We start from the raw sequence: 20,756 nt of genomic DNA, 5'->3' as shown, positions 1-20,756 counted from the left end.
GGGTATATTAAAAATGAGCCACAAAACGCAGTATTCCATTTGTACCTTGGGGGCGATTTCTGGCATCTTGCTCAGAGTAAACGTTTAAAAAGATAAAATGATTTTTGCTAAGACTGTAAACCATCCCTGGACCAATCGCCCATATACTTTCCTTGCGATTTGGGACGGCGACTCCGTTTACCAGGGTATCGGTGATTTGATTGAAAAAATAGCCGTTCACACCCACTGTCCACTTTTCAATTATTGCATAACCTACAGCAATATCTGCAAAAATAGCCTGTCCTGCCTGAGTGGAGCGAACATTGGGACCAAAGGAAACATTGGGGCTATGATTGACACCATTCCACAGATAATGCAGTCGTGCAGCAGTGGACCATTTAGGAGTCATCCAAAACGTAAAAGCCCAGTAGGGGTTTAAAGACCAAAAGTGGCTACTGGCATTAATTGCATTGATGCTGCTGTATCGTCCTATTGGGGCAATGATATCCAGTTCAAGGCGAGAGACAAATAAAGGCCCTTTTCCATCTTTGCGCATAATGGGGTCAAACTGCAGCGCAGGTCCGACCCACAAATCCCCAGGCCCATTTTCAGCTTTTAATACGGTATTTCCCAATCCGTCGTCTACACGATCATTAACTACCCAGGGTAATAGTGCGGAAAAACCTAAATTAGCTCCGAAAATTTTTTTTGTTGTTACATAGATAAACTGGGTCACATTTGCAACAACATCAAGTTCAGTACGTGGCAGCGGAAGCTTATTGCCCTTGTTATCATTAAAACGATTGGAAGTATAGTATTGAAAATAATCTTGAAAATAAAAACCCGGGCCAGAAGGAGGGCTTCCATCATAAAAACTGGTATAACCCAGATTAACAACTGGTTCATCATAAGCCAGCGCTGATGAAGCGGCCAAGAAGCATACTAAGCTAAAATAAAAATGCAGTATTCCTTTCCATTGCATAAAAGTCGTCCTTTCTAAACTCGTCTCTTTCCAGTTGTTATTCTAGGTTGATATCTTCTATTGCCTATTGAGCTGAAATGTACAGAATTAACCGAATTTTTCAGGAATCGCTATTGTATTGTGGGAGATCACAATTGTTCTTTTTTGTATATTTATTTGGCATAATTAAATCATTACTCTTTGATAATTGGTGAAATTATCTCTGATTTATTGCAGAAGAACAATATAAAGGGAATGATTTTCCCATATGAATCAATGGGTAGAAAAGAATGTATTAGGAATTAATAAAATGAATCCAATAGTTTTTATAGAAAATCCAAGTGAAGACGATCACGGCGCCATTTGCAAGGGGATTGATCATTACGCGGCCCAATTTGGTTTTGCAAGCACCGGTGGCTATTTTTATGCAGCATATGATGAGCATCACCATATTATTGCGGCAATCTCTGGGTTTGATAATTTTGGTCCAGCTGAAATTGGCGGTTTGTGGGTCGATGAACGATTCCGGAATCAAGGATATGGAAAAGCACTACTTGCAAAAGCAGAAGAATGGGCGAAGCATAAGGGATGTAACATGATGACTGTTTTTACTTTAAAAGATTGGCCGGCATGTGCTTGGTACCAAAAATTGGGTTTTTCGATAGAGTATGAACGACCCAATCATGCGAATCATTCTATAGGTTGTTATTTAATAAAAAAACTAGAGTATTAGTAGATTTTTATTCCCAGGCATCAGCTCTAATTATTATTACACAGAAAGTATTTGATGGAGGTAAATACCATGATGTGCACTGCATTTATAGGTCTGGATTATATTATTGATATCATGCACCCTCAAGGCAAAATCGCGCGTTCCGCTTCACATGCCCAGGAGCGTGATGTAATTAAAAAGGTAAATAAGGTCCTGGAGATTGCACAATTAAAAAATTGGTTAGCCATAATGGTTAAAGTGGGTTTTAGTGCACATTATATCGAGCAACCGAAACACTCCCCTATCTTTGGTAAAGTTCATCAATTGGGAGCACTTCAGTTAGGCTCTGAAGGAACTGAATTTCACCCGGAATTGCAAATTGGCGATAGTTTAGTCATTGTGAAACCACGAATTAGTGCCTTTTATGGAACTGCACTTGATGCTGCATTACGAGCAAATCAAATTGAACGACTTATTATAGGAGGAGTAAGTACTTCTTGGGCAGTGCAAAGCACGGCTCGCGATGCCCATGATCGTGATTATAAGGTCTGTATTGTTGAAGATATTTGTGCAGCGGCTAATCAGGAGGAACATCAATCTTCCATCCAATTAATGGAGAAAATAGCACAAATAGTAACGGTAAGTGAATTAAAAGGTATTTGATGCAGGTTATTTCTAAAGCAATACAAACATTAAAAGATGAGATCCTGATATGGCCTTTGTTAAGAGGTATTATCGTATTATTACCTTTCGCATTTCTGTATTTAACGACCAATAATCCCCGTTGGCTCCAGTCTTCTGTTTTAACTATGGCAACTCTAATTGTAGAGGAACGATTGCAGCTGACAGCATTAGGTGTGTTACTCCATGGCAGTATGATTATTGCGATGTTTTATTTGCTCTTTTTAACTCAACTTCAGCCGGTTCTTTTTGTTGTTTCATGCTCCCTGGCGGCAACGACTGTGATCTGGGTTACAATAAAGGGAGAGAAGTTACGTCCATTGGGAAGCTGGACTTTTATTCCTGCCATTATTCTTGCTACTGAGTTTGCAGCGGAGACTAAGCCTGCAACAATGTTTTATCAAGCACCTCAATTCTTGCCTTATTTAGTGTTTGCATTGATCCCTACTTTATTGATAGCACAGATTGATAAAATAAGCGCATTTTATAAAAAACGTGTCACATATTATCATCCCTTGCGATTAGGAGGCTTAGATGATTTTGGCGAACAAAATCCCTATATTGAAAGCATGATCGCTATGGCACTTGCTGTTTTTATTTCTGCATTTTTAGTTGAGTATTTTCAAATGGAAAACGGGCAATGGATGATTTGGGGGGCGGCAAGTGTTGTTACCGGTAACATAACGACAACACCACAAAAATTGCGTCAACGCGTTACAGGTGTATCCATCGGTGTTCCATTAGGTATTTTATTTGCTCAATTTATTCCTAATACTCCTTTTGATTTGACGTTTACCGTGTGTGGGGTTTTTTTAACTTTAGTGACTTTTCGTCGTTATGCGGTTGCATATACTTTTCGGTGTTTCTTTGTTACAACAGCTGTGATATTGGCGACTCATTCAATTAGTGTTGCTTCAGAACGCTTTACTCACGTTATATTGGGCGGTCTTGTAGGATTCGTATGCGTTATGATCTGCCATTTTTCTGTGCTTTGGGCAAGCAAAGATAAGATTTAAATTTCAAGTGTTATTTTGAATTTTTGCGCATGTTACCTTATGGCTTAGATATATTTTATCGCTTTTTTATGTATTATTTGGGAAAGATCTTCTAATAAATTAAGCTTACAGGGGCTTTTAAAAGTCTGTTATTTGGGACCCAACAATAAGAATAGAAGTAGATTTTTTTTCATATTTTTGCGTTCCTTGGTTATGTTTTTATTTCCATATGAGAACTTCTGGTAATTTACGAGGCACTACTGGTTGAGTGACGGCTGGGACCCCTACAATAATGGGTGCAATTGCTGTTATATCAGAGGGAATATTCAATTTTGTTTTCCATTCAGGAGTATTCAAAGCCGAAACTGCAAGCCCAATAACACAGGTACCAAGTCCATGGGCACAAGCTGCGAGTATTAAGTTTTCAGCTGCCAACCAACAATCAGCAGTTACAAAATGTCCATGATATTTGCTGTAAATAATGATGAGGGTGCTTGCATTATAAAATGCATGAAAATCAGGATCATTTATAAGTTCTTGCAGATATCTCATCTGTATTTTTGAATAATTAAGGGATTCTGTGTAAATAAGTGCTTTCACGCTGTCTGATAAACGATCCAGGGTATCCTGATCTTGAATTACAGCAAAAGACCATGGTTCTTCCTGCATGGCAGTAGGCGCTTGAACTGCGGCATCAAGTAATGAGTTAATAGTTGTCCGATCAAGTTTTTGTGACGTGTAATTTCGTATGGATCGGCGTTTATAAATTATTTCAACTTCGCGCATTAGGGCTTTTTCTTCCTCAGGTTTTTTTGAAGTAGCCATAATTTTCTCCATTTAAACTCTGTGACCATACAATCACAGGAAAAATAACACATTTTTTAAAATGACGACTTTTGGAGTTTGCTTGCCTGGTTTTCTTGACCAGCATGAGAGCTCCTTTTTTTTGGGGCAATGAGTTGTTTGCAGATGATAAATTTCAGCTAGGTATGGATGTTTTTTCATAACATCAAAATAATTCCTTTTATGGTTCTTAAATTTTGGTTCATCTTCCTGCTTTGTCAAGTTTATCAAAATCAGGCTCGATTGATTGAAAAAAACAAAGTATTATTTTTTGGTTATTAGAATTAGCAAAATAATCGTATAAGTAGCATTGAAGGAAGCCCACTGGAGACTAAGGATGCATTACCTTTACCCTGAACCATTAAAACCTGGAGATACTATTGGGCTGGTTACTCCATCAAGTCCTATGATTCCTGGCATATTGGAAGTCGGTATTGCTTATTTGCAGCAAAAAGGGTTTCAAGTGAAGCTGGGACAACATGTGCATGCTACGGATCGTTTTTTAGCTGGAGAGGATGAGTTTCGGGCAAGAGACGTCATGGATTTTTTTATGGATGATGAGGTTAAAGTGATCATGGCGATTGCCGGTGGTTATGGAGCGCAACGAATAATCCCTCTTCTTGATTATGATCTTATTCGAACTCGACCCAAATATTTAAGCGGGTTTAGTGATACTACCGCCTTACAAGTGGCTTTACTTAAGAAAACCAGAATGATTTCTTGTACAGGTTTTGTATTTGGTGATTTAGGAGACGGTCCACTTGATCCTTTAATTGAGAAGACCCTATGGACTTGTCTTGCAGGAGGATCATATCAAATAAAAGAAGGTCAAACAGTGCAACCAGGCATCGCCAAAGGCAGATTGGTTGGTGGTAATTTGGAAGCGTTGATTTCATTAATGGGGACACCTTATCAACCCGAAGTAAAAAACTGTATTTTATTATTAGAAGACGTAGGTGCAGAGCCTTATCAAGTGGATAGCCGTTTATCGCAGCTTGATATGGCGGGGGTTTTTAGTGAAGTTAATGGTGTGATTTTTGGGCAGTTTGTTCGGTGTGTTGCGAAGTATTTTCCGGAGCGTGATGGGATTGTTGATGATGTGATTGAAGAATGGTCCTTGCGTATTAAAGTACCCTGCATTAAAAACTTTCCTTATGGACATTTTCCTAGACGATGTGTATTACCTCTTGGTAAAGAAGTTCTTTTGCATGCAGATCAATGTTTAGTGACTATTTTATGATTCCTTCATTTAACATAAAGAGGCATTTATATTTTTAATGTAGGGTGTAAATGTAAAAAATGAGCGATTTCCCTATAAAGTACAACAGGATAAAATGGATCTGAAATACTATGTATGATGCGATTATTTTTGATTTTGATGGAGTTATTTTAGACAGTGAACCTATTCACTATGAAGCATGCTGTTATGTGCTTAAGTCATTAGGAATAACTCTAAGCTATTGTGAATATATAAAAAAATACTTGGGGTTTTCTGATAAAGATATGTTCCCAAGGTTATTGTGCAATGAGGGAGTTCGTTGTACGGAAAGAGAAATCAAGCATTTGATTCAACAAAAAGCGAGTGCTTACATTAATATCATTAATAATCGAGATTCCTTACCTCTGATTGTAGATTTTGAACAATTTATTTTTAAAATTGCTCCTAAAATTAATAAAATTGCCATTTGTAGTGGCTCCAGTTGTAGTGAAATTAACGCGGTACTCTCTAGAGTAAGGCAAGGAAAATTACATGCTTATTTTGATGCTATTGTGACAACGGAAGATGTACAAAGCGGAAAGCCATCTCCTGAAGGTTATTTACTCACTGCAAAACGTTTAAATGTTGCTCCTGGACGTTGTTTGGTAATCGAAGACACACTCCATGGAGTCAAAGCAGCTAAAGCGGCAGGGATGCAAGTAATTGGTTTGACGACAACCTATGACACATATCAATTTTTAATTGCGGATAAAGTCATTACTGGGTATAGGCAGTTATTGGCTAGAGTTTGGTAATATGTACTCATTAGCCTGAGTAACATAGCAAAACTTGGAAAAATCTTTGGCAAATCCCTGATTTCCGTTAAGTTCACTCAGAACAAGTAACTCTATTGATGTGCTAACCAGTCTTCATAGGTTAAAGCAAAGCGAAAATGATCACACCATACATTGTTTATTTTCAAATATCTTGGGGAGAATCCTTCTTTAAGAAAGCCATTTTGGGTGGCTAAATGAATGGATGCAGTATTAGTAGGTTGGATATTTGCTTCAATTCGATGCAGTTTTAATTTTAAGAAAACTTCTTTTAAAACCAGTTTTAATGCTCGACTCATTAATCCTTGGCCAGCGTAGGTTACCGATGCAAAATAACCCATGTATGCACTTTGAAACACACCATGCACCATTTCATTAATATTGAATACACCGATAATCTCTTCATTCTGGTTTAATGCTAAAAAACATCGACGATCTTCGTGCTGATATTTTTGTAAATAGGTTTGAAACTCCTCAGAAGTTTGAGGTGCACTAACAAATGGATAGTGAAAATGCCGGCTTTTTTGCATGGTCAGGAGAAAATTAGCTTCATCATGCTGACTTAACGTCCGCAGCAGTATTGTATTTGTTGTTTGCATAAGCATAAGCGTTTGAGAAATGTGATATATTATCACAGTTATTATGTAGGAGTTTAGGGTTTACCCTGAGAGTAGAAACACAACGGAACTGATTTGAGTGACAAAGTAAGTTCTTCATTTGAATCACTTTATTATTTGGGATAAAATCGGCAAAAAAATACCCAGGTCATTAAAATCATGCCACTTATTGTTAATTTATCAGCCATACATGCTTTAAAACCCATTAGCACCTGTGTCCGCTCATTTGAAGATATTTGCGATCGTTATTCTACGGGGTATTTCAGTTGTTGTTCCAGTTTCTTTCAATCATGGACAAATTATGCTTGGCTTATGTATCAACTGGGTAGGAATAACTCTAAATTAATTCAGCCTTATCGCTTAGGTAAACTTACTACAGAAGAATTTTTGGAACGTTTATTGGAAATTTTTTCATTTCTTAAGGATGCAGCTCCTGCAGAGAGGGACATGGAGGAATTAAAGGGCAAGCAGTTGTATTCCAATACTTTTGCAAGGATGCTTCTGGAACATGCTTGGAATTCACAAGTCGAATGGGATGAATTAAAGGCAGACTATCTCTCAGTATTAATTCATGAAGCAGAGCGCGATTTAAATTCAGAAGTTTCTCATGCAGCTGGATTTAAATCGAAAAGAGATCCTATTTATTTTATTGCGAATACCAATGAATTGCATGTATTGCAGATTCTCAATATGTTGCGAAAAGCATATCCATCCATCAATTTTTATCGAGATATTGATGTAAGCATTAAAGAAAATAAAGAGCCTGTTGAAATTGCTCCCGGTATATTTCTTTGTTTGTCTTACCGCTACCAACTCTTTAAAACACAAGAGGAAAACCAAACGGTTGATCCCGGCTCCACAATGTCTTTACTCAATTATTTGGTTACAAAACAACTTACAGATGTTCCGGTTTCAGAGCTTCGTGTGATTAGTCAACACCAAGAAGATTTGGTTGAAGCACTGCGCGTTGGTATTGATGCGGATCATATTTATCAAGCTAAAGATTATTTTGCAGTTCAAACAGAAAACATGAAGAAAATGAATTAGCCCTATGGAAAGAATGTGTTTGGGGCTCGCATTATACTTATTAGGAAGTACCACAAGTATGGCTATGGACATAGTAACTATAGAACAACCTGAATACCGTAAGGTTTTAAAGAGTAAGGCTCAAGAAGTCCAGTTTCCTTTGAGCCAGGAAGATAAAAAGTTAATTGCTGCAATGAAGACTAAATTGCATGGATTGGGTGGAGTTGGTTTGGCCGCGCCCCAGGTAAACTGTGCAAAAAGAATAATTGCAATCTATATTCCCGAAGAATCGACTTTATTGCGGGATAATGTTAACAAATTTTATCCTATGCATATTATGATTAATCCAAGTTATGAGCCGATAGCTGGATCTGAAATGCGCCAAGATTTTGAGGGTTGCTATTCTGTTTCCAGCAAATCCGGGAAGGTTCCTCGATATGAGCAAATCACAGTGAGTTATTATGATGAGTCAGGTCGTTTTCATCAACAAATTGAAGAGGGATTCTATGCTCGGGTTTTACAACATGAAATTGATCATTTAAATGGCTTTTTAATTCTCGACCGCCTTACTCCAGATTGCATACAAGGTTCAGTCGAAGAAATGATGGCTTTGCGACGAGAATCGTTACCTCCAGAGAAAAGAGCGCTATTTGATCAGGTTATTGCACGAAAGGCGAAAAAATAACCTTGAGCTTAAGATAAACTTATATCATTTTGTCAGAATTAAATTGAGGATTATTTTTTATTTTTAATAGTTCGGCTGAATTTTGTGCGGTAAACTGAGCTTTTGCTTGTTCATAACCTGTTTCGGCGATTTCTTTGTATTTTTTGAAATCCAGAATGCCATATTGATCTGTTTTTAAAGTAATACCATAATCTGCCATGGCCATCATTTTTGAGGTATTTTGATGGGAGCTGATTGTTAGAAGTCTCAACACCAATTCACCTAAGTTAATGGGTAATATTGACTCTTTCCCCATAAATTTATTGTAAAGCAGTTTCCATCCAGAAAGCGAATAGGGTATTGGTGATAATTTAAATGCATTATTATTATTAATATTGGAAGCAATAATTTTACTGCTATGTGAGTACTGTCTCATGACATTAGTGGGTATATTATTGAGTATTCCACCATCAATTAGAAGTTTGTCATTAAAAGATACTGGTGGATAAATAAAAGGTAAGGAAATGCTGGAACGAATGGATTCCCATAATAGTCCTCTGTCATGGACATATAAATTTTTACTGATTAAATCCGTTGATACGCAAAAATAGTTAAGCCATAAATCTTCGATTTGACTCTTTTCACCATAGAGTTCAATAAGACTGTCTGTGGCTCTTCTGCCTGTAGCAATTGCGATGTAGGGGAAGGTAAAATCAATTTTGGACCCTTTGATCAAATACGCTTCTACATATTTCAAAACATCACTAGAAGAATATCCCATAGCAAAAACAGCTGCGAGCATTGCTCCCATACTTGTTCCGGCAATGTAATCTACGGGGATCCCTCTTTCTTCTAATAAGCGATAAACACCTATATGAGCGAGACCTCGTGCGCCGCCGCCACTGAGTACTAAGGATATGGTATTGTCAGTAAAGATACGCATCATCCGGGAAATACCGTCCTCTGTATTACTTCGAACATGAAAATGACTGTTGACAGAGCGTTTTTCTAACCAGCTTTGAGTATTTTTTGGTGGGTTTGCAGTTTGATGAAGAAGTACTAGTACGTTTCGTTTAATAAAATTACTTTGCATTGTTAAAATGTAACTCTCTACTTCGGATAAGTCAGGATCATGTTCTTCTGCCAGTGCTAAAAAAGCGAGTGAATCTGCTTGACGTACACAAAATTTAGTCCAGCTTGTTATTGTTTCATCAGCGAGATAGAAAATATAAGTGTACTCTTTTTCTAGTTGGTTAATCCATAAAATCCCTTCATTACTCATATTTCCATTCGCATCCAGCAGATTTTTTCTTTTTTCCAGATAACTACTGTTTAATAAAAGAATTTTTTCTCCATAGGAGAAACGAAAAATCATTTCTTGCAATTGAAATTCGAGGTCTTGTATTGGTCTTATAGGGATTAGAGCAATAGATTTATCGCGTGTAGAAGCGCTATGGATTCCCTGCAGTGAGTTGGTTAGTCGTTGAATGGTGAATTGGGTTATTTTATTCAGCAGTTCAGGAAATGTTCTGCACAATTTCAAAAAATATTTTTTCGATAATTTTAAGATAATGCTATCACGCAAGGTATAGACATTCGCAGAACGTGGTAAATCAGACAAAAGAGCCATTTCACCTATAATTGATCCTTCATGTAGCTCGCCTTGGAACGTTACATTTCCTTCAATATCGGTTATTTGATAGTAAAGACGACCTTTAATTAAAATGTAGAGGTCATTCATATTTTCCCCTTTTTTAATCAAAAGGGAATCACCGGCTCGGGATTCTATTTCCAAAACACGAGAAAGTTTTGAAAGACATGCATCACTCATACAACTAAAAGGTTCATGTTGTTTAATGAATTCAAAAATTTCTTTGGTTGTAAATAATGGTTGAGTCATATCTTTATTGTTACTTTAAAATTACAACAATTATTTTTATTATAGACTTTGTTTTGGAAGTGGAGATGACTAAGGATTATGCTCATTTTGCTGTTATTGGTGCGATTTGGCTAATCACTAGAGGAAAACCATTATTTTTCAAAGGCGAACTTGACAAAATTAAATATAAATTTCTAAAATGCAAAGGGCTAAATTATATTTTGCCTTATAGCTTATTTAACTAACTCTAAAAGGAATTAAGTAAATGAACAAATTACAATTAACAGGCGTTGCTCTTGCAATGGGTGCTGCTTCTATGTTTGCTTTAACCCCTGCTTTTGCAGCTGATACTACTGCGGGCATGGTAAAATGCCAAGGTGGTAATGCATGTAAAGGACAAGGCGCTTGCAAAACTGCTGATAACGCTTGTAAAGGCCAAAACGCTTGTAAAGGAAAAGGTATCGCTGAAATGTCTCAAGAGGACTGCCAAAAAGCAGGCGGTACTGTTGTTCAATAATTTCAATTTGAGTTTCGCATTACTCCAGGCATGTATTGCATGCCTGGTTTCATATCTTTCCCCGGGCTGAATATGGATATCCCACAGTATAAAACAATTGAAAAAATGCCTTTTTTAGGTTTTGGATTGGGATTACGACCTGATTATTATGAAGAAATCTTGGAACAAAAACCCAACTTGGATTGGTTTGAGGTACTCACCGAAAATTATATGGTTTCAGGTGGCAAACCACTTTACTATCTTGACCAAATACGAGCTCACTATCCTATAGTGATGCATGGGGTATCTCTTTCATTAGGAAGTACAGACCCGCTGGATCGTGATTATTTAAATCAATTAAAAGCGTTGGTAGCTCGTGTCGAGCCAGTCTGGGTATCTGATCATTTATGCTGGACGGGGGTTAACGGGATTAATGCTCATGATTTGTTGCCTGTTCCCTATACACGTGAAACAATAACCCACATTGCATCGCGAATTCAGCAAGTACAGGATTTTTTAGGGCGTCCCATTTTAATCGAAAACGTTTCCAGTTATCTTACTTACAAACAATCTGAAATGACCGAATGGGAATTTATCCAGGAAATTGTAAAACAAGCAGGTTGTTATATTTTATTAGACATAAATAATATTTATGTGAGTTCTGTAAATCATCAGTTTAATCCCATGGATTATATTATGGCTATGCCTGCCGAACGTGTTGCGCAAATTCATTTAGCTGGCCATTCAAATCATGGCGATTACATTATCGATACGCATGACGCACCAGTAATTCAACCTGTTTGGAATCTTTATGCTGCAGCATTGCAACGTTTAGGGCCGATATCATCTATGATTGAACGAGATGACAATATGCCTCCTTTTGCGGAATTGCTCGCAGAAATCAATCAGGCACGACGGATTGCTGAGTCAATTTTAGTTGAAGAGGTACTGGTATGACGGAGCTTTCCCAGTTACAGAATCAGTTTCAAAAATTTCTCTTATCAGGGCATGCTGAGATTCATGGTTCTATAGTACAAACTGATTTGGTATCAGTGGAAACTCGCCTAGGCATTTATCGTGATGCTTATAAACTTCGGCTTATTGAAAGTTTGAGTACTAACTTTCCTGCCTTATATGCTTATTTAGGAACCGAAGAATTTAATAAGTTATCTACTTATTACATTGATGCCCATCCTTCTTGTTATCGCTCTATTCGTTGGTTTGGTGATTTATTAGCAGATTTCATTAAGCATAATTATCCCCACTATCCTCATTTATCTGAGCTTGCTGATTTTGAGTGGAAAATGGGTTTGGCTTTTGATGCTGCTGATGAACAGGTAGTACGAGTTGAGGATATGGCGGTTATTCCACCTGAGGCATGGCCCAATCTTCAATTTGTTCTCCATCCATCGCTACAGCGAGTCAATTATTTAGGAAATACAATTCCTCTTTGGCAGGCTTTAACTCACGATCGGGAACTGCCTGAATTGCAACAAAGCTCAATGCCTACATCCTGGGTTTTATGGCGCTCACCAGAATATATAATTCAATTTTATAGTCTCTCAGATGAAGAAGCTTGGGCTTTAGACAACTTATCACAAAGATTGTCTTTTGGTGCACTTTGTGAAGGACTTTGCCAGTGGATAAAACCGGAAGAGGTGGGGATGAAGGCTGCTTCTTTTCTTAAGGGTTGGATTCAAAATGGCATGCTATCGCAATTATTGATTGCCGATTAGCTGATTATTTCCAAATAAATACTTTCTATTGCGAGTTAAATTCCCTCGTAGCATAATATGTGAACATTTTTGTATTAGACTTCTTTGGAAACTCGCTGCAGAGGATGAATTGCGAGGGAGCGCAGAACCGGAGTGTACACGTACATGAGGATTCGAGCGACGAAATAAGTCGCTTTTGCAGTAGAGTTTCCAAAGAGATCAATTCTATAGAGTGCAACCGGGGAGTAATCAATGTCTGGAACCAAAATTGAAATTGGCAAGGGACCATCCCTGACTAATCCGAGCCCCGAAATATTGGATGATCATCTTACTATAGAAGAAAGGGTGCTCGATAATCCAGGTGGTGGTGATTGCGGATTTTATGCGTTTGCTATAGGTTTAATCGATATTATTCAAAAAGAACACGCACTTACTGAAAAAAGCAAAACTTATGAGCAATGGAGGATTCAAAGTCTTCGTCATGTCAGTTTGCAAGAGATTCTCGACTTTGATTTAAACGAATTATATCACTCGCATGGACATTATAAAAAAGAGCTCCTGTTCAAGTTACAAATGTCTTTAAGAATTATTGCCTTTAATGTCTATAAAAACGAACCCCTAAACAGAATAATAACAGAAGACATATTAAAAGATGGGCGAGGCAATATTTCAGCTACCCCAATATTTTGCAAGTTCGTGGAATTAATAGACTTTTACTTAGGAAAAAACGATCGCTCATTGGCTGCAATAAGCCAATTTAATGAATTGGCTTTATCTCCAGAAGTCCAAAGATTGGCCCAAGAAACTGCTCAATCACTAGTACTAAAACTTAAAGGAAAAGGCGATAAGGAAGCACAAAAAATACAAAATGTTTATGTCAAAGAAGTATTAGAAAAAGACATAATAGTGGGTAGGAAAGCAAATCCGGATTCAGTTATTTTAAAAGGCATGGAAAAGATTAAAGAAAAAGGAAGATGGGCAACCCATTATGACTTGAAAGAAATCGCAGATCAACTTCATGTAAATCTCCATGTCGTCGGTAAGGAGAACGGACGTGATAAATCTTCTTACCCTATTATTACCTTACATAACTGGGGTAATGCACATTGGACTACAAAAGTGACAATAGTTAAAAAGTCAAAAGTTTTAGCGGCGCCCAATGAACCCGGGGGCAGTGTGTTATCCCATTCAAGCAGTAAGAAAATAATTGGATTAAAAATAGAACCTAAGCAACTTAAAAAAGATCCTGTGACAAAAAAATTACCCCTTCAAGATCAAAATTTCCCAAAAACAGATGTAAGTAAGCCAAAGAAAACTCAGCCTGAAGTAATAAATCCTGAAAGGTCAAAGAAGCAACCTCAATACTTTCTCAATAAACAAACTCTTTTTAGCCAAAGTGATGAGATCCCTCTAACATTCATGAGTTCAAAGGCAGATCAAAAAGAATTAAATCGATTAATTCATATAGTCCATCGTACAGTAATAGCATATTGTACTTATAGTGATGGAATTATTTTTTCACTTTTTCACAGACATGGTGCATCCGGTAGAACAAGAGCCAGTCAGTTTGATGAGCAATTTTCTTTGGTTGAAGATCTTGAGCAGGCTAAGAATATGTTAGTGAATTTTCTAGAAGATAGTAAAAACGGTAATACTCATCCTCATTCATTCAGGACTATGTTATTACAGGGGCTGTTAGCAGCAAATGAGTCGCATAATAAAAAGGATTTAAAATATATCTCTAAAAATTATTCGGCGCTTTTGGAGGAGTTTCAAGGAGAGTTAATTCCTGATGAACTGGTAATTTTTTAAGTAAGTTAAGTCAATTACAAACAACTACCCACGCCCCGCGACGTGTTCGCAGGATCCCATGATCGAGCAGTGGATTGCTCGAGATTTCAGTTTTGTTTTTAATATCCTGAATTCCGCGAACACGTCGCGGAATGTAGGGAAGTGAGACGATGTCAACACATCTAATGAATTCCGAACTACATTCTATTCATCCGAGTAGGTTCGTTTTCGGCTTAATAAAGCAATAAAGGGGGGTAAAATTGAAATAAAAATAATGCCGTAAATTACTAGGGTGAAATTTTCTTTGACTAGTGAAATTGAGCCGAGAAAATAGCCTAAGCTCAACAAACTAGCAATCCATATTAAGGCACTGATCAAATTGTACAATGAAAAATGAAAAACTCGCATTGTCCCTATGCCGGCAACAAAAGGTGCAAAAGTGCGTATGATTGGAAGAAAACGTGCAAAAATTATCGTTTTACCTCCATGTTTTTCATAAAATGCATGGGTTTCATCTAAATGTTTTTTATTAAGCAGCCAGGATTTATCGGTAGAAAAAATGCGGGGGCCCAATAGACGCCCCACCAGGAAATTGATTTGATTTCCCAAAACTGAGGCAACAAAAAGCAGTAACAACAAAATTGAAATATTTAATGGGTTCCCGGGTTGAGCTGCGATACTGCCTGCAGCAAAAAGTAAGGAGTCTCCCGGTAAAAAAGGTGTCACAATAAGCCCGGTTTCGCAGAAAATCACTGCAAATAAAAGTAAATAGGTCCAAAATCCATAAGTTGAAACAATGGTGTTTAGATAAACATCAATGTGAATAATATAATCAAAAATAGTGTCTAAAAACATTTTATATTTGAAATTGAAATTAAATAAAGGAAACATTCTTACATACTTATTTCTTAATTAATATAATTTTATATCTCAGCTTGCCTGCTTTTGCTATCCTTATAGAACAGACTAATACAAGGAGTATGTATGGTTCAGAAGAATGGAACATGGAAAAAACAAAAAATGATTAAGAAATTAAATTCATGAATACTTTATTTCATCTCGCATTTCCAGTGCATGATCTTGTTCTGGCAAAAGATTTTTATCACCATAAATTGGGTTTTTCATTAGGACGGGAATCTGCTCATGCTTTGATTTTAGAATTTGGCAATCATCAAATTGTGGCACATAAAGTGGATACCATCCTTCCTTCACAAGAAGGCATTTACCCAAGACATTTCGGCTTAATTTTTCTCGAGCGACATGAGTTTGATGCTTTTTTGGCAAAAATTAAAAGGGAGCACGTTTCTTTTGAAATTCCATTGAAAACACGATTTAGTGGTAGTCGAATTGAACATCTATCTTTTTTTTTGAAAGATCCCAGCAATAATTTATTGGAATTTAAATATTATCTATTTAGCTCGGCCATTTTTGGCGAAAAAGATTTTAAAAAAATTGGTGAGTCCTCTAGGGAGTAAATAGGTAAAAATGAACTTAAGGGATAATTATGTGCTAAGAGTAACTATTTTCTTTATCCAGACTATCCATGTTTGCATTCAATAAAAGTAAACTAAGAGTAGATAGACTCCCTGTTGATTTAAGAGAAGAAATGCTCAATTTCTCCACACACTATTTGTTGCCCCTTTAATCATTGAAGACATTAAGGAATTTCCTGAAGCAAATAAAAGATCCCCTGTTTTTATTGTATCTCTTATTTGTTCATAACCAGTCACACTTACTTTAGGAAAACCATCCATAGTTACTCCTAGAATAATGAAAAAATAACGTTAATATAACTTTTGATTACGGATTTTAGAAGTTTAATAATAACTTTCGATATATGACAAGTTGAATAACCATTTCTGTAATCTTACAATGCTTTTTTATCAACGGAGTTTTCTAGCCAAGGATGCTTTGTGCGTTTTTTATTCCCTATCAGTTTGTTCTTAAGCGCCATTCTTTTATTTAGTATTCAACCTATGGTTGCTAAATCTTTATTACCTGTTTATGGAGGGACCCCGGCAGTTTGGACTGTATGCATGCTTTTTTTTCAAGTGGTATTATTGTTTGCTTATGGATATGCCGCGGTGCTTGGCTTTTTTAATAAACCGAATATATGGCGAGCGACGCATACGGTGCTCGTTTTTTTGAGCTTTATTGCGTTACCTCTTGTATTTCAATCCTTGATTCTTCATGAGTCTCCTGAATGGAGCATTTTATCGAATTTATTTATCCAATTGGGATTGCCCTTACTTGTTATTGGTGCCTCAGCACCTTTATTGCAATTTGCGTACAGCCAGACCAAGGAAAAAGGTGCTGCAGATCCTTACTTTTTATATGCTGCTTCTAACCTGGGTAGTCTCTTGTCTTTATTGCTTTATCCGTGGGTCATAGAACGTTTTATTGGATTAAAAAATCAATTTTATTTATGGAACATAGGCTATGTCATCTATGTTGCTTTGTTATTTTTTATTCTCCTTACTAATCGTTATCAACCGCTAGAAAAACAAAATGAAACAGCTGTAGTCTGGTCTTGGCAGAAAATACTGTATTGGATTTTTTTAAGTTTTGTTCCATGCAGTTTAATGCTGGGGGTGACTTTGTATATTACTACGGATATCGCAGCAACACCTTTATTTTGGGTATTGCCTTTGGCTTTGTACCTGCTTACTTTTGTGCTTGTATTTACTAATAAACCTTTGATTTCATTTCCATGGATAGCACGAAATAGTGTATTTTTTCTCATTTTTCCGATCATTGGTTTTATTTTAAATGCAGGGCAAATAAAGGCTTGGCAAGGTATCCTGTTTCATTTGTTGAGTTTCTTTATATTAGCATTGCTGTGCCATAGTCAATTATTTTTAAGCAGACCGAAACCACAGTCCCTTACTTTATTTTATTTTTGCTTGGCTCTTGGGGGAGTATTGGCTGGGGTGTTCAATGGAATTTTAGCTCCCCATTGGTTCAACCAGATTTATGAATATCCTTTAGCAATCTTACTCAGCCTTTTTGCTTTACCTCAATTGCCAAGAAAAGGCGGTTGGTGGGTTCCTGTGGTTGTTCTGGTTCTTATGCTACTGCATTACACTCTTCGCGGTATTCATTGGCCTGGAGGGTTTTCATCTTTTCAAGTGTGCGCTATTTTGGCATTAATTATCATCGTGATTTGGCAAGAAAGTAAAACCAGTTTGATTGTATCGTTATTGATTTTATTTGGGTTTATTTTTTCACCACTATTACAAAATGATTCAATTTTAGTACAGGTGCGTGATTTTTATGGGGTAAAAAAAGTAATAGATAAACAAGGAATACATGTCTTAATCAATCAATCTACAGTGCATGGATTGCAAGCTGCAGGAGAGAACAAACCTACTGGACTCACTTCTTATTATGGAGCGGTTAAACCCCTGGTGGATGTCATGCAACAAAAATGGAATTCTTTATCAGTAACAATTATTGGCTTAGGTATAGGTACTATGATCTGTCAATTTCGAAAAGAGGATCAAATTAAAGTAATTGAGATTGATAATCAGGTCATTGCTCTCGCTAAGAATTCTCAATTGTTTACCTACTTAAGAGATTGTCCTGCCCAGGTGACCATTATAAAAAATGATGGAAGATTAGCTGTAGAACAATTACCGGATCATTCCCAAAACTTATTAGTCATAGATGCCTTTAGTTCAGATGCAATTCCTGTGCATTTATTAACTCTTGAAGCATTTATTTTATATCAACAAAAAATTACCGAAGACGGGGGTATATTGATTCATTTAAGTAATCGACATATGAAATTATTACCTGTGATCAATGCTGCGGGCAGATCTTTGGAGTTGATGGTGCTTTATTTAAATAATAAAGGCATGCTGGCATTAGGCCAGTTTGATTCACAGTGGGCTTTTTTGACTTCTAATGAAAATCTGGCCCTTCAAATTATGAAGGGAACTCATTGGCAATTTAATACAAGTGGCGAACAGTTCTTATGGACTGATAATTATTCTAACTTGATCCCATTGTTGAAGTGGTGATTTATCGTAGCACGGGTGCAGCGCAGCGGAACCCGGGTTTCTTACTCACAAATTTCCCGGGTTTCGCTTTGTAAGCGTTCACGCCCATTCACCGAACGGCTGCATTTGGCGCATCTTGCGCGAAAATAATACTTCGGAAGCCTCACATACTGATGTATGCTACGTTTCCTCAGCATCATTTTCACGCAACCTGAGCTCAAATTAAACCGTTCACCAAGATTCAAACATACTCCCCTGAACGGTTACTTCGCTTTGCTCCACCCAGGCTACAATGGTTTGATATTTTGATAGAAGGAAATCCAGTACAAATTAAACTTCAGCTAAGTTGCCTTTGGTTTCCAACCAAACTTTTCTGTCGCCTGCCCGTTTTTTATTTAACATCATATCCATAACTGCTTCAGTTTCTTCTTCATCATCCATGGTTAATTGAACCAGGCGTCTGGTATTGGGATCCATGGTGGTTTCACGGAGTTGTATAGGATTCATTTCCCCCAAACCTTTGAAGCGTTGAACGTTGGCTTTAGCTCGAGTTATTTGTGCCAATTGGTTGAGGATACGATTTTTTTCTTCATCATCCAGAGCATAATAAACCTCTTTGCCTGCATCAATCCGATAAAGTGGGGGCATAGCGACAAATACATGCCCTGCCTGAACCAGTGGTTTAAAATGGCGTAAAAATAAGGCACAAATCAACGTTGCAATGTGCGCGCCATCAGAATCTGCATCTGCGAGAATGCATAATTTACCGTAACGAAGCCCACTCAGATCAGATGAACCGGGATCTACCCCGATGGCTACGGAAATATCATGAATTTCCTGGGATGCTAAGACCTGTGATGAATCCACTTCCCAGGAGTTAAGAATCTTTCCACGCAAGGGCAAAATTGCTTGGAAGTCTTTATTACGTGCTTGCTTTGCTGATCCACCTGCTGAATCACCTTCTACTAAAAATAATTCAGCTTGGCTTAAGTCAGTGAGTAAGCAGTCAGCCAATTTACCTGGGAGAGCAGGTCCTTGGCTTACCCGTTTGCGTGCTACTTGTTTGGCTTGTCTTAAACGTTTTTGTGCACGCTCTATTGCCAAAGAGGCAATCGTTTCACCCTGGTTACGATGTTGATTGAGCCACAATGCAAAGGCATCTTTAACCACATTACTGACAAAAGCTGAAATTTGGCGCGAACTTAAGCGTTCTTTAGTTTGGCCTGCAAATTGTGGTTCTTTCATTTTAACTGATAATACGTACTGGCAAGGTTCCCACAGATCATCTGCGGTAAGTTTTACTCCTCGAGGCAGTAGATTTCTTAATTCACAAAATTCAGCCATGGCATCAAATAAACCGGATCGTAAACCGTTAACGTGGGTACCGCCTTGAACAGTTGGAATTAAATTCACATAACTTTCATTAAAACCGCTGTTTGTCCCATTAGACCAAACCAAAGCCCAGTCAACAGTTGCTTCATCACTTTTGAATTCACCTGTGAAGGGTTCTTCAGGTAAGTAATCACCATCAGGTAATGATTGATTTAAATAATCAATAAGTCCTTGCTCATAGCACCAATGCATTTCTTCATTACTTGTCTTATTGACAAAAGTCATGGACAAGCCAGTGCAAAGCACGGCTTTTGCTCTAAGCACATGAGTAAGGTGTTTTACGGAAATCCTTGTAGTATCAAAATACTTAGGATTGGGCCAAAAACGGATAATTGTACCTGTGTCCCTTTTTTTAGTAATGCCTGCTTCATTTAATTCGCACAATTTATCGCCATTGGCAAATGACATTTGATAAATAATTCCATTGCGTTTAATTGTGACATCAAGACGCTCGGAAAGGGCATTTACTACAGAAACACCGACGCCATGTAATCCCCCAGAAAAGCTGTAATTTTTATCAGAAAATTTACCTCCGGCATGTAAACGAGTCATAATGACTTCAACGCCGCTTAACCCTAATTGCGGGTGTAAATCCACTGGCATACCGCGGCCATCATCCTCTACTTCAATAGAACCATCTTCATGAAGTGTGACACGGATGTTGCTTGCAAAGCCGGCCAATACTTCATCCACGCTGTTATCAATCACCTCTTGTGCCAAATGGTTAGGGCGTGTTGTATCGGTATACATGCCGGGGCGTCGTTGAACAGGTTCCAGTCCACTTAAGACTTCAATTGCTTGGGCTGTATAGTTTTCTGACATGGGTATTTCTCAAATAAAAGTTAGGTTTATTTTACCATATATTATGATACAGTAGACGAAAGACGAATATTCCTTTTTGTAAATCTATTATAAAGATCCCTTGCTCTGCAAGCGGAAGAAGATCAGAATGTCGTCACTGAGCCCTGTGATT

General features: G+C 37.4%; 21 protein-coding genes. 14 read left to right on the top strand and 7 right to left on the bottom strand.

Annotated elements, in window-relative coordinates; all coding sequences use genetic code 11:
- Positions 1-7: 7 nt before the first annotated feature.
- The gene (locus tag A8O27_RS02100; protein WP_058460264.1) at positions 8-961 is read right to left on the bottom strand and encodes a SphA family protein; all 954 of its coding nucleotides are present in this window, start codon (positions 959-961) and stop codon (positions 8-10) included.
- Between the two features lie 247 nt (positions 962-1,208).
- On the opposite strand from A8O27_RS02100, the gene A8O27_RS02095 reads away from it, so the two are divergent.
- The 3 genes from A8O27_RS02095 to A8O27_RS02085 all read left to right on the top strand — a co-directional run bounded on the left by A8O27_RS02095 (position 1,209) and on the right by A8O27_RS02085 (position 3,349).
- On the top strand, positions 1,209-1,673 hold the full coding sequence (locus tag A8O27_RS02095) for a GNAT family N-acetyltransferase (protein WP_058460265.1): 465 nt from the start codon (positions 1,209-1,211) through the stop codon (positions 1,671-1,673).
- Between the two features lie 69 nt (positions 1,674-1,742).
- Positions 1,743-2,315 carry a cysteine hydrolase family protein gene (locus tag A8O27_RS02090; RefSeq protein ID WP_235810552.1) on the top strand — a complete coding sequence of 191 codons (573 nt, stop codon included), beginning with the start codon at positions 1,743-1,745 and terminating at the stop codon, positions 2,313-2,315.
- Positions 2,315-3,349 (top strand): FUSC family protein, encoded by a 1,035-nt coding sequence (locus tag A8O27_RS02085; RefSeq protein WP_058460266.1) that lies wholly within the window; start codon positions 2,315-2,317, stop codon positions 3,347-3,349. Before A8O27_RS02090 ends, A8O27_RS02085 begins: the two co-directional genes overlap by 1 nt.
- A gap of 198 nt (positions 3,350-3,547) precedes the next feature.
- Here A8O27_RS02085 and A8O27_RS02080 read toward each other — a convergent pair whose 3' ends face one another.
- Entirely contained in the window at positions 3,548-4,153 is a 606-nt protein-coding gene (locus tag A8O27_RS02080; protein WP_058460267.1) for a nitroreductase family protein, read from the bottom strand.
- A gap of 355 nt (positions 4,154-4,508) precedes the next feature.
- On the opposite strand from A8O27_RS02080, the gene A8O27_RS02075 reads away from it, so the two are divergent.
- A complete protein-coding gene (locus A8O27_RS02075; RefSeq protein WP_058460268.1) occupies positions 4,509-5,411 on the top strand; it encodes a S66 peptidase family protein in 903 nt (300 codons plus the stop codon).
- 110 nt (positions 5,412-5,521) lie between these two features.
- A complete protein-coding gene (locus A8O27_RS02070; protein ID WP_058460269.1) occupies positions 5,522-6,184 on the top strand; it encodes an HAD family hydrolase in 663 nt (220 codons plus the stop codon).
- A gap of 92 nt (positions 6,185-6,276) precedes the next feature.
- On the opposite strand, the gene A8O27_RS02065 is transcribed toward A8O27_RS02070, so the two are convergent.
- Entirely contained in the window at positions 6,277-6,801 is a 525-nt protein-coding gene (locus tag A8O27_RS02065; RefSeq protein WP_058460270.1) for a GNAT family N-acetyltransferase, read from the bottom strand.
- 177 nt (positions 6,802-6,978) lie between these two features.
- Between A8O27_RS02065 and A8O27_RS02060 the strand changes: the two genes are divergently transcribed.
- Together A8O27_RS02060 and def are read left to right on the top strand one after the other, a co-directional pair.
- The gene (locus A8O27_RS02060; protein WP_058460271.1) at positions 6,979-7,866 is read left to right on the top strand and encodes a hypothetical protein; all 888 of its coding nucleotides are present in this window, start codon (positions 6,979-6,981) and stop codon (positions 7,864-7,866) included.
- Between the two features lie 58 nt (positions 7,867-7,924).
- Positions 7,925-8,530: a peptide deformylase gene (gene def / locus A8O27_RS02055; RefSeq protein WP_058460559.1), complete on the top strand. Its 606-nt coding sequence runs from the start codon at positions 7,925-7,927 to the stop codon at positions 8,528-8,530.
- Between the two features lie 19 nt (positions 8,531-8,549).
- On the opposite strand, the gene A8O27_RS02050 is transcribed toward def, so the two are convergent.
- The gene (locus A8O27_RS02050) at positions 8,550-10,409 is read right to left on the bottom strand and encodes a patatin-like phospholipase family protein (RefSeq protein ID WP_058460272.1); all 1,860 of its coding nucleotides are present in this window, start codon (positions 10,407-10,409) and stop codon (positions 8,550-8,552) included.
- A gap of 65 nt (positions 10,410-10,474) precedes the next feature.
- Here A8O27_RS02050 and A8O27_RS02045 point away from each other — a divergent pair, with 65 nt between their 5' ends.
- The 5 genes from A8O27_RS02045 to A8O27_RS02025 all read left to right on the top strand — a co-directional run bounded on the left by A8O27_RS02045 (position 10,475) and on the right by A8O27_RS02025 (position 14,411).
- Positions 10,475-10,633 carry a hypothetical protein gene (locus A8O27_RS02045; RefSeq protein ID WP_154669230.1) on the top strand — a complete coding sequence of 53 codons (159 nt, stop codon included), beginning with the start codon at positions 10,475-10,477 and terminating at the stop codon, positions 10,631-10,633.
- 20 nt (positions 10,634-10,653) lie between these two features.
- The gene (gene bufA2 / locus A8O27_RS02040; protein ID WP_058460274.1) at positions 10,654-10,905 is read left to right on the top strand and encodes a BufA2 family periplasmic bufferin-type metallophore; all 252 of its coding nucleotides are present in this window, start codon (positions 10,654-10,656) and stop codon (positions 10,903-10,905) included.
- Positions 10,906-10,977: 72 nt separating this feature from the next.
- Positions 10,978-11,841, top strand: coding sequence for an MNIO family bufferin maturase (bufB, locus tag A8O27_RS02035; RefSeq protein ID WP_058460560.1), 864 nt, complete (start codon positions 10,978-10,980; stop codon positions 11,839-11,841).
- Positions 11,838-12,620: an HvfC/BufC N-terminal domain-containing protein gene (locus A8O27_RS02030; protein ID WP_058460275.1), complete on the top strand. Its 783-nt coding sequence runs from the start codon at positions 11,838-11,840 to the stop codon at positions 12,618-12,620. The genes bufB and A8O27_RS02030 overlap by 4 nt, the downstream gene beginning before the upstream one ends.
- 231 nt (positions 12,621-12,851) lie before the next feature.
- Complete coding sequence (locus A8O27_RS02025; protein WP_058460276.1) at positions 12,852-14,411, top strand: hypothetical protein; 1,560 nt, start codon at positions 12,852-12,854, stop codon at positions 14,409-14,411.
- Between the two features lie 183 nt (positions 14,412-14,594).
- On the opposite strand, the gene A8O27_RS02020 is transcribed toward A8O27_RS02025, so the two are convergent.
- Complete coding sequence (locus tag A8O27_RS02020; RefSeq protein ID WP_058460561.1) at positions 14,595-15,245, bottom strand: DedA family protein; 651 nt, start codon at positions 15,243-15,245, stop codon at positions 14,595-14,597.
- A 185-nt stretch (positions 15,246-15,430) separates the two neighbouring features.
- Here A8O27_RS02020 and A8O27_RS02015 point away from each other — a divergent pair, with 185 nt between their 5' ends.
- Positions 15,431-15,865, top strand: coding sequence for a VOC family protein (locus A8O27_RS02015; RefSeq protein WP_058460277.1), 435 nt, complete (start codon positions 15,431-15,433; stop codon positions 15,863-15,865).
- Positions 15,866-16,000: 135 nt separating this feature from the next.
- On the opposite strand, the gene A8O27_RS18680 is transcribed toward A8O27_RS02015, so the two are convergent.
- A complete protein-coding gene (locus A8O27_RS18680) occupies positions 16,001-16,144 on the bottom strand; it encodes a hypothetical protein (RefSeq protein ID WP_154669229.1) in 144 nt (47 codons plus the stop codon).
- A 159-nt stretch (positions 16,145-16,303) separates the two neighbouring features.
- On the opposite strand from A8O27_RS18680, the gene A8O27_RS02010 reads away from it, so the two are divergent.
- Positions 16,304-18,412 (top strand): fused MFS/spermidine synthase, encoded by a 2,109-nt coding sequence (locus tag A8O27_RS02010; protein WP_058460278.1) that lies wholly within the window; start codon positions 16,304-16,306, stop codon positions 18,410-18,412.
- A gap of 309 nt (positions 18,413-18,721) precedes the next feature.
- Here A8O27_RS02010 and parE read toward each other — a convergent pair whose 3' ends face one another.
- Positions 18,722-20,605, bottom strand: coding sequence for a DNA topoisomerase IV subunit B (parE, locus tag A8O27_RS02005; RefSeq protein WP_058460279.1), 1,884 nt, complete (start codon positions 20,603-20,605; stop codon positions 18,722-18,724).
- Between the last annotated feature and the right edge of the window lie 151 nt (positions 20,606-20,756).

Origin of the sequence: Legionella bozemanae (assembly GCF_001648595.1) — a bacterium.
In the GTDB taxonomy this organism is placed as follows: Bacteria; Pseudomonadota; Gammaproteobacteria; order Legionellales; family Legionellaceae; genus Legionella; species Legionella bozemanae.
This window is presented reverse-complemented; position numbering and strand designations above follow the sequence as displayed.

Excerpts from the sequence above, each read along its gene's own strand:
- A8O27_RS02100 (WP_058460264.1), bottom strand. The coding sequence starts at position 961 with ATGCAATGGAAAGGAATACTGCATTTTTATTTTAGCTTAGTATGCTTC.
- A8O27_RS02095 (WP_058460265.1), top strand. The coding sequence starts at position 1,209 with ATGAATCAATGGGTAGAAAAGAATGTATTAGGAATTAATAAAATGAAT.
- A8O27_RS02090 (WP_235810552.1), top strand. The coding sequence starts at position 1,743 with ATGATGTGCACTGCATTTATAGGTCTGGATTATATTATTGATATCATG.
- A8O27_RS02085 (WP_058460266.1), top strand. The coding sequence starts at position 2,315 with ATGCAGGTTATTTCTAAAGCAATACAAACATTAAAAGATGAGATCCTG.
- A8O27_RS02080 (WP_058460267.1), bottom strand. The coding sequence starts at position 4,153 with ATGGCTACTTCAAAAAAACCTGAGGAAGAAAAAGCCCTAATGCGCGAA.
- A8O27_RS02075 (WP_058460268.1), top strand. The coding sequence starts at position 4,509 with ATGCATTACCTTTACCCTGAACCATTAAAACCTGGAGATACTATTGGG.
- A8O27_RS02070 (WP_058460269.1), top strand. The coding sequence starts at position 5,522 with ATGTATGATGCGATTATTTTTGATTTTGATGGAGTTATTTTAGACAGT.
- A8O27_RS02065 (WP_058460270.1), bottom strand. The coding sequence starts at position 6,801 with ATGCAAACAACAAATACAATACTGCTGCGGACGTTAAGTCAGCATGAT.
- A8O27_RS02060 (WP_058460271.1), top strand. The coding sequence starts at position 6,979 with ATGCCACTTATTGTTAATTTATCAGCCATACATGCTTTAAAACCCATT.
- def (WP_058460559.1), top strand. The coding sequence starts at position 7,925 with ATGGCTATGGACATAGTAACTATAGAACAACCTGAATACCGTAAGGTT.
- A8O27_RS02050 (WP_058460272.1), bottom strand. The coding sequence starts at position 10,409 with ATGACTCAACCATTATTTACAACCAAAGAAATTTTTGAATTCATTAAA.
- A8O27_RS02045 (WP_154669230.1), top strand. The coding sequence starts at position 10,475 with ATGACTAAGGATTATGCTCATTTTGCTGTTATTGGTGCGATTTGGCTA.
- bufA2 (WP_058460274.1), top strand. The coding sequence starts at position 10,654 with ATGAACAAATTACAATTAACAGGCGTTGCTCTTGCAATGGGTGCTGCT.
- bufB (WP_058460560.1), top strand. The coding sequence starts at position 10,978 with ATGGATATCCCACAGTATAAAACAATTGAAAAAATGCCTTTTTTAGGT.
- A8O27_RS02030 (WP_058460275.1), top strand. The coding sequence starts at position 11,838 with ATGACGGAGCTTTCCCAGTTACAGAATCAGTTTCAAAAATTTCTCTTA.
- A8O27_RS02025 (WP_058460276.1), top strand. The coding sequence starts at position 12,852 with ATGTCTGGAACCAAAATTGAAATTGGCAAGGGACCATCCCTGACTAAT.
- A8O27_RS02020 (WP_058460561.1), bottom strand. The coding sequence starts at position 15,245 with ATGTTTTTAGACACTATTTTTGATTATATTATTCACATTGATGTTTAT.
- A8O27_RS02015 (WP_058460277.1), top strand. The coding sequence starts at position 15,431 with ATGAATACTTTATTTCATCTCGCATTTCCAGTGCATGATCTTGTTCTG.
- A8O27_RS18680 (WP_154669229.1), bottom strand. The coding sequence starts at position 16,144 with ATGGATGGTTTTCCTAAAGTAAGTGTGACTGGTTATGAACAAATAAGA.
- parE (WP_058460279.1), bottom strand. The coding sequence starts at position 20,605 with ATGTCAGAAAACTATACAGCCCAAGCAATTGAAGTCTTAAGTGGACTG.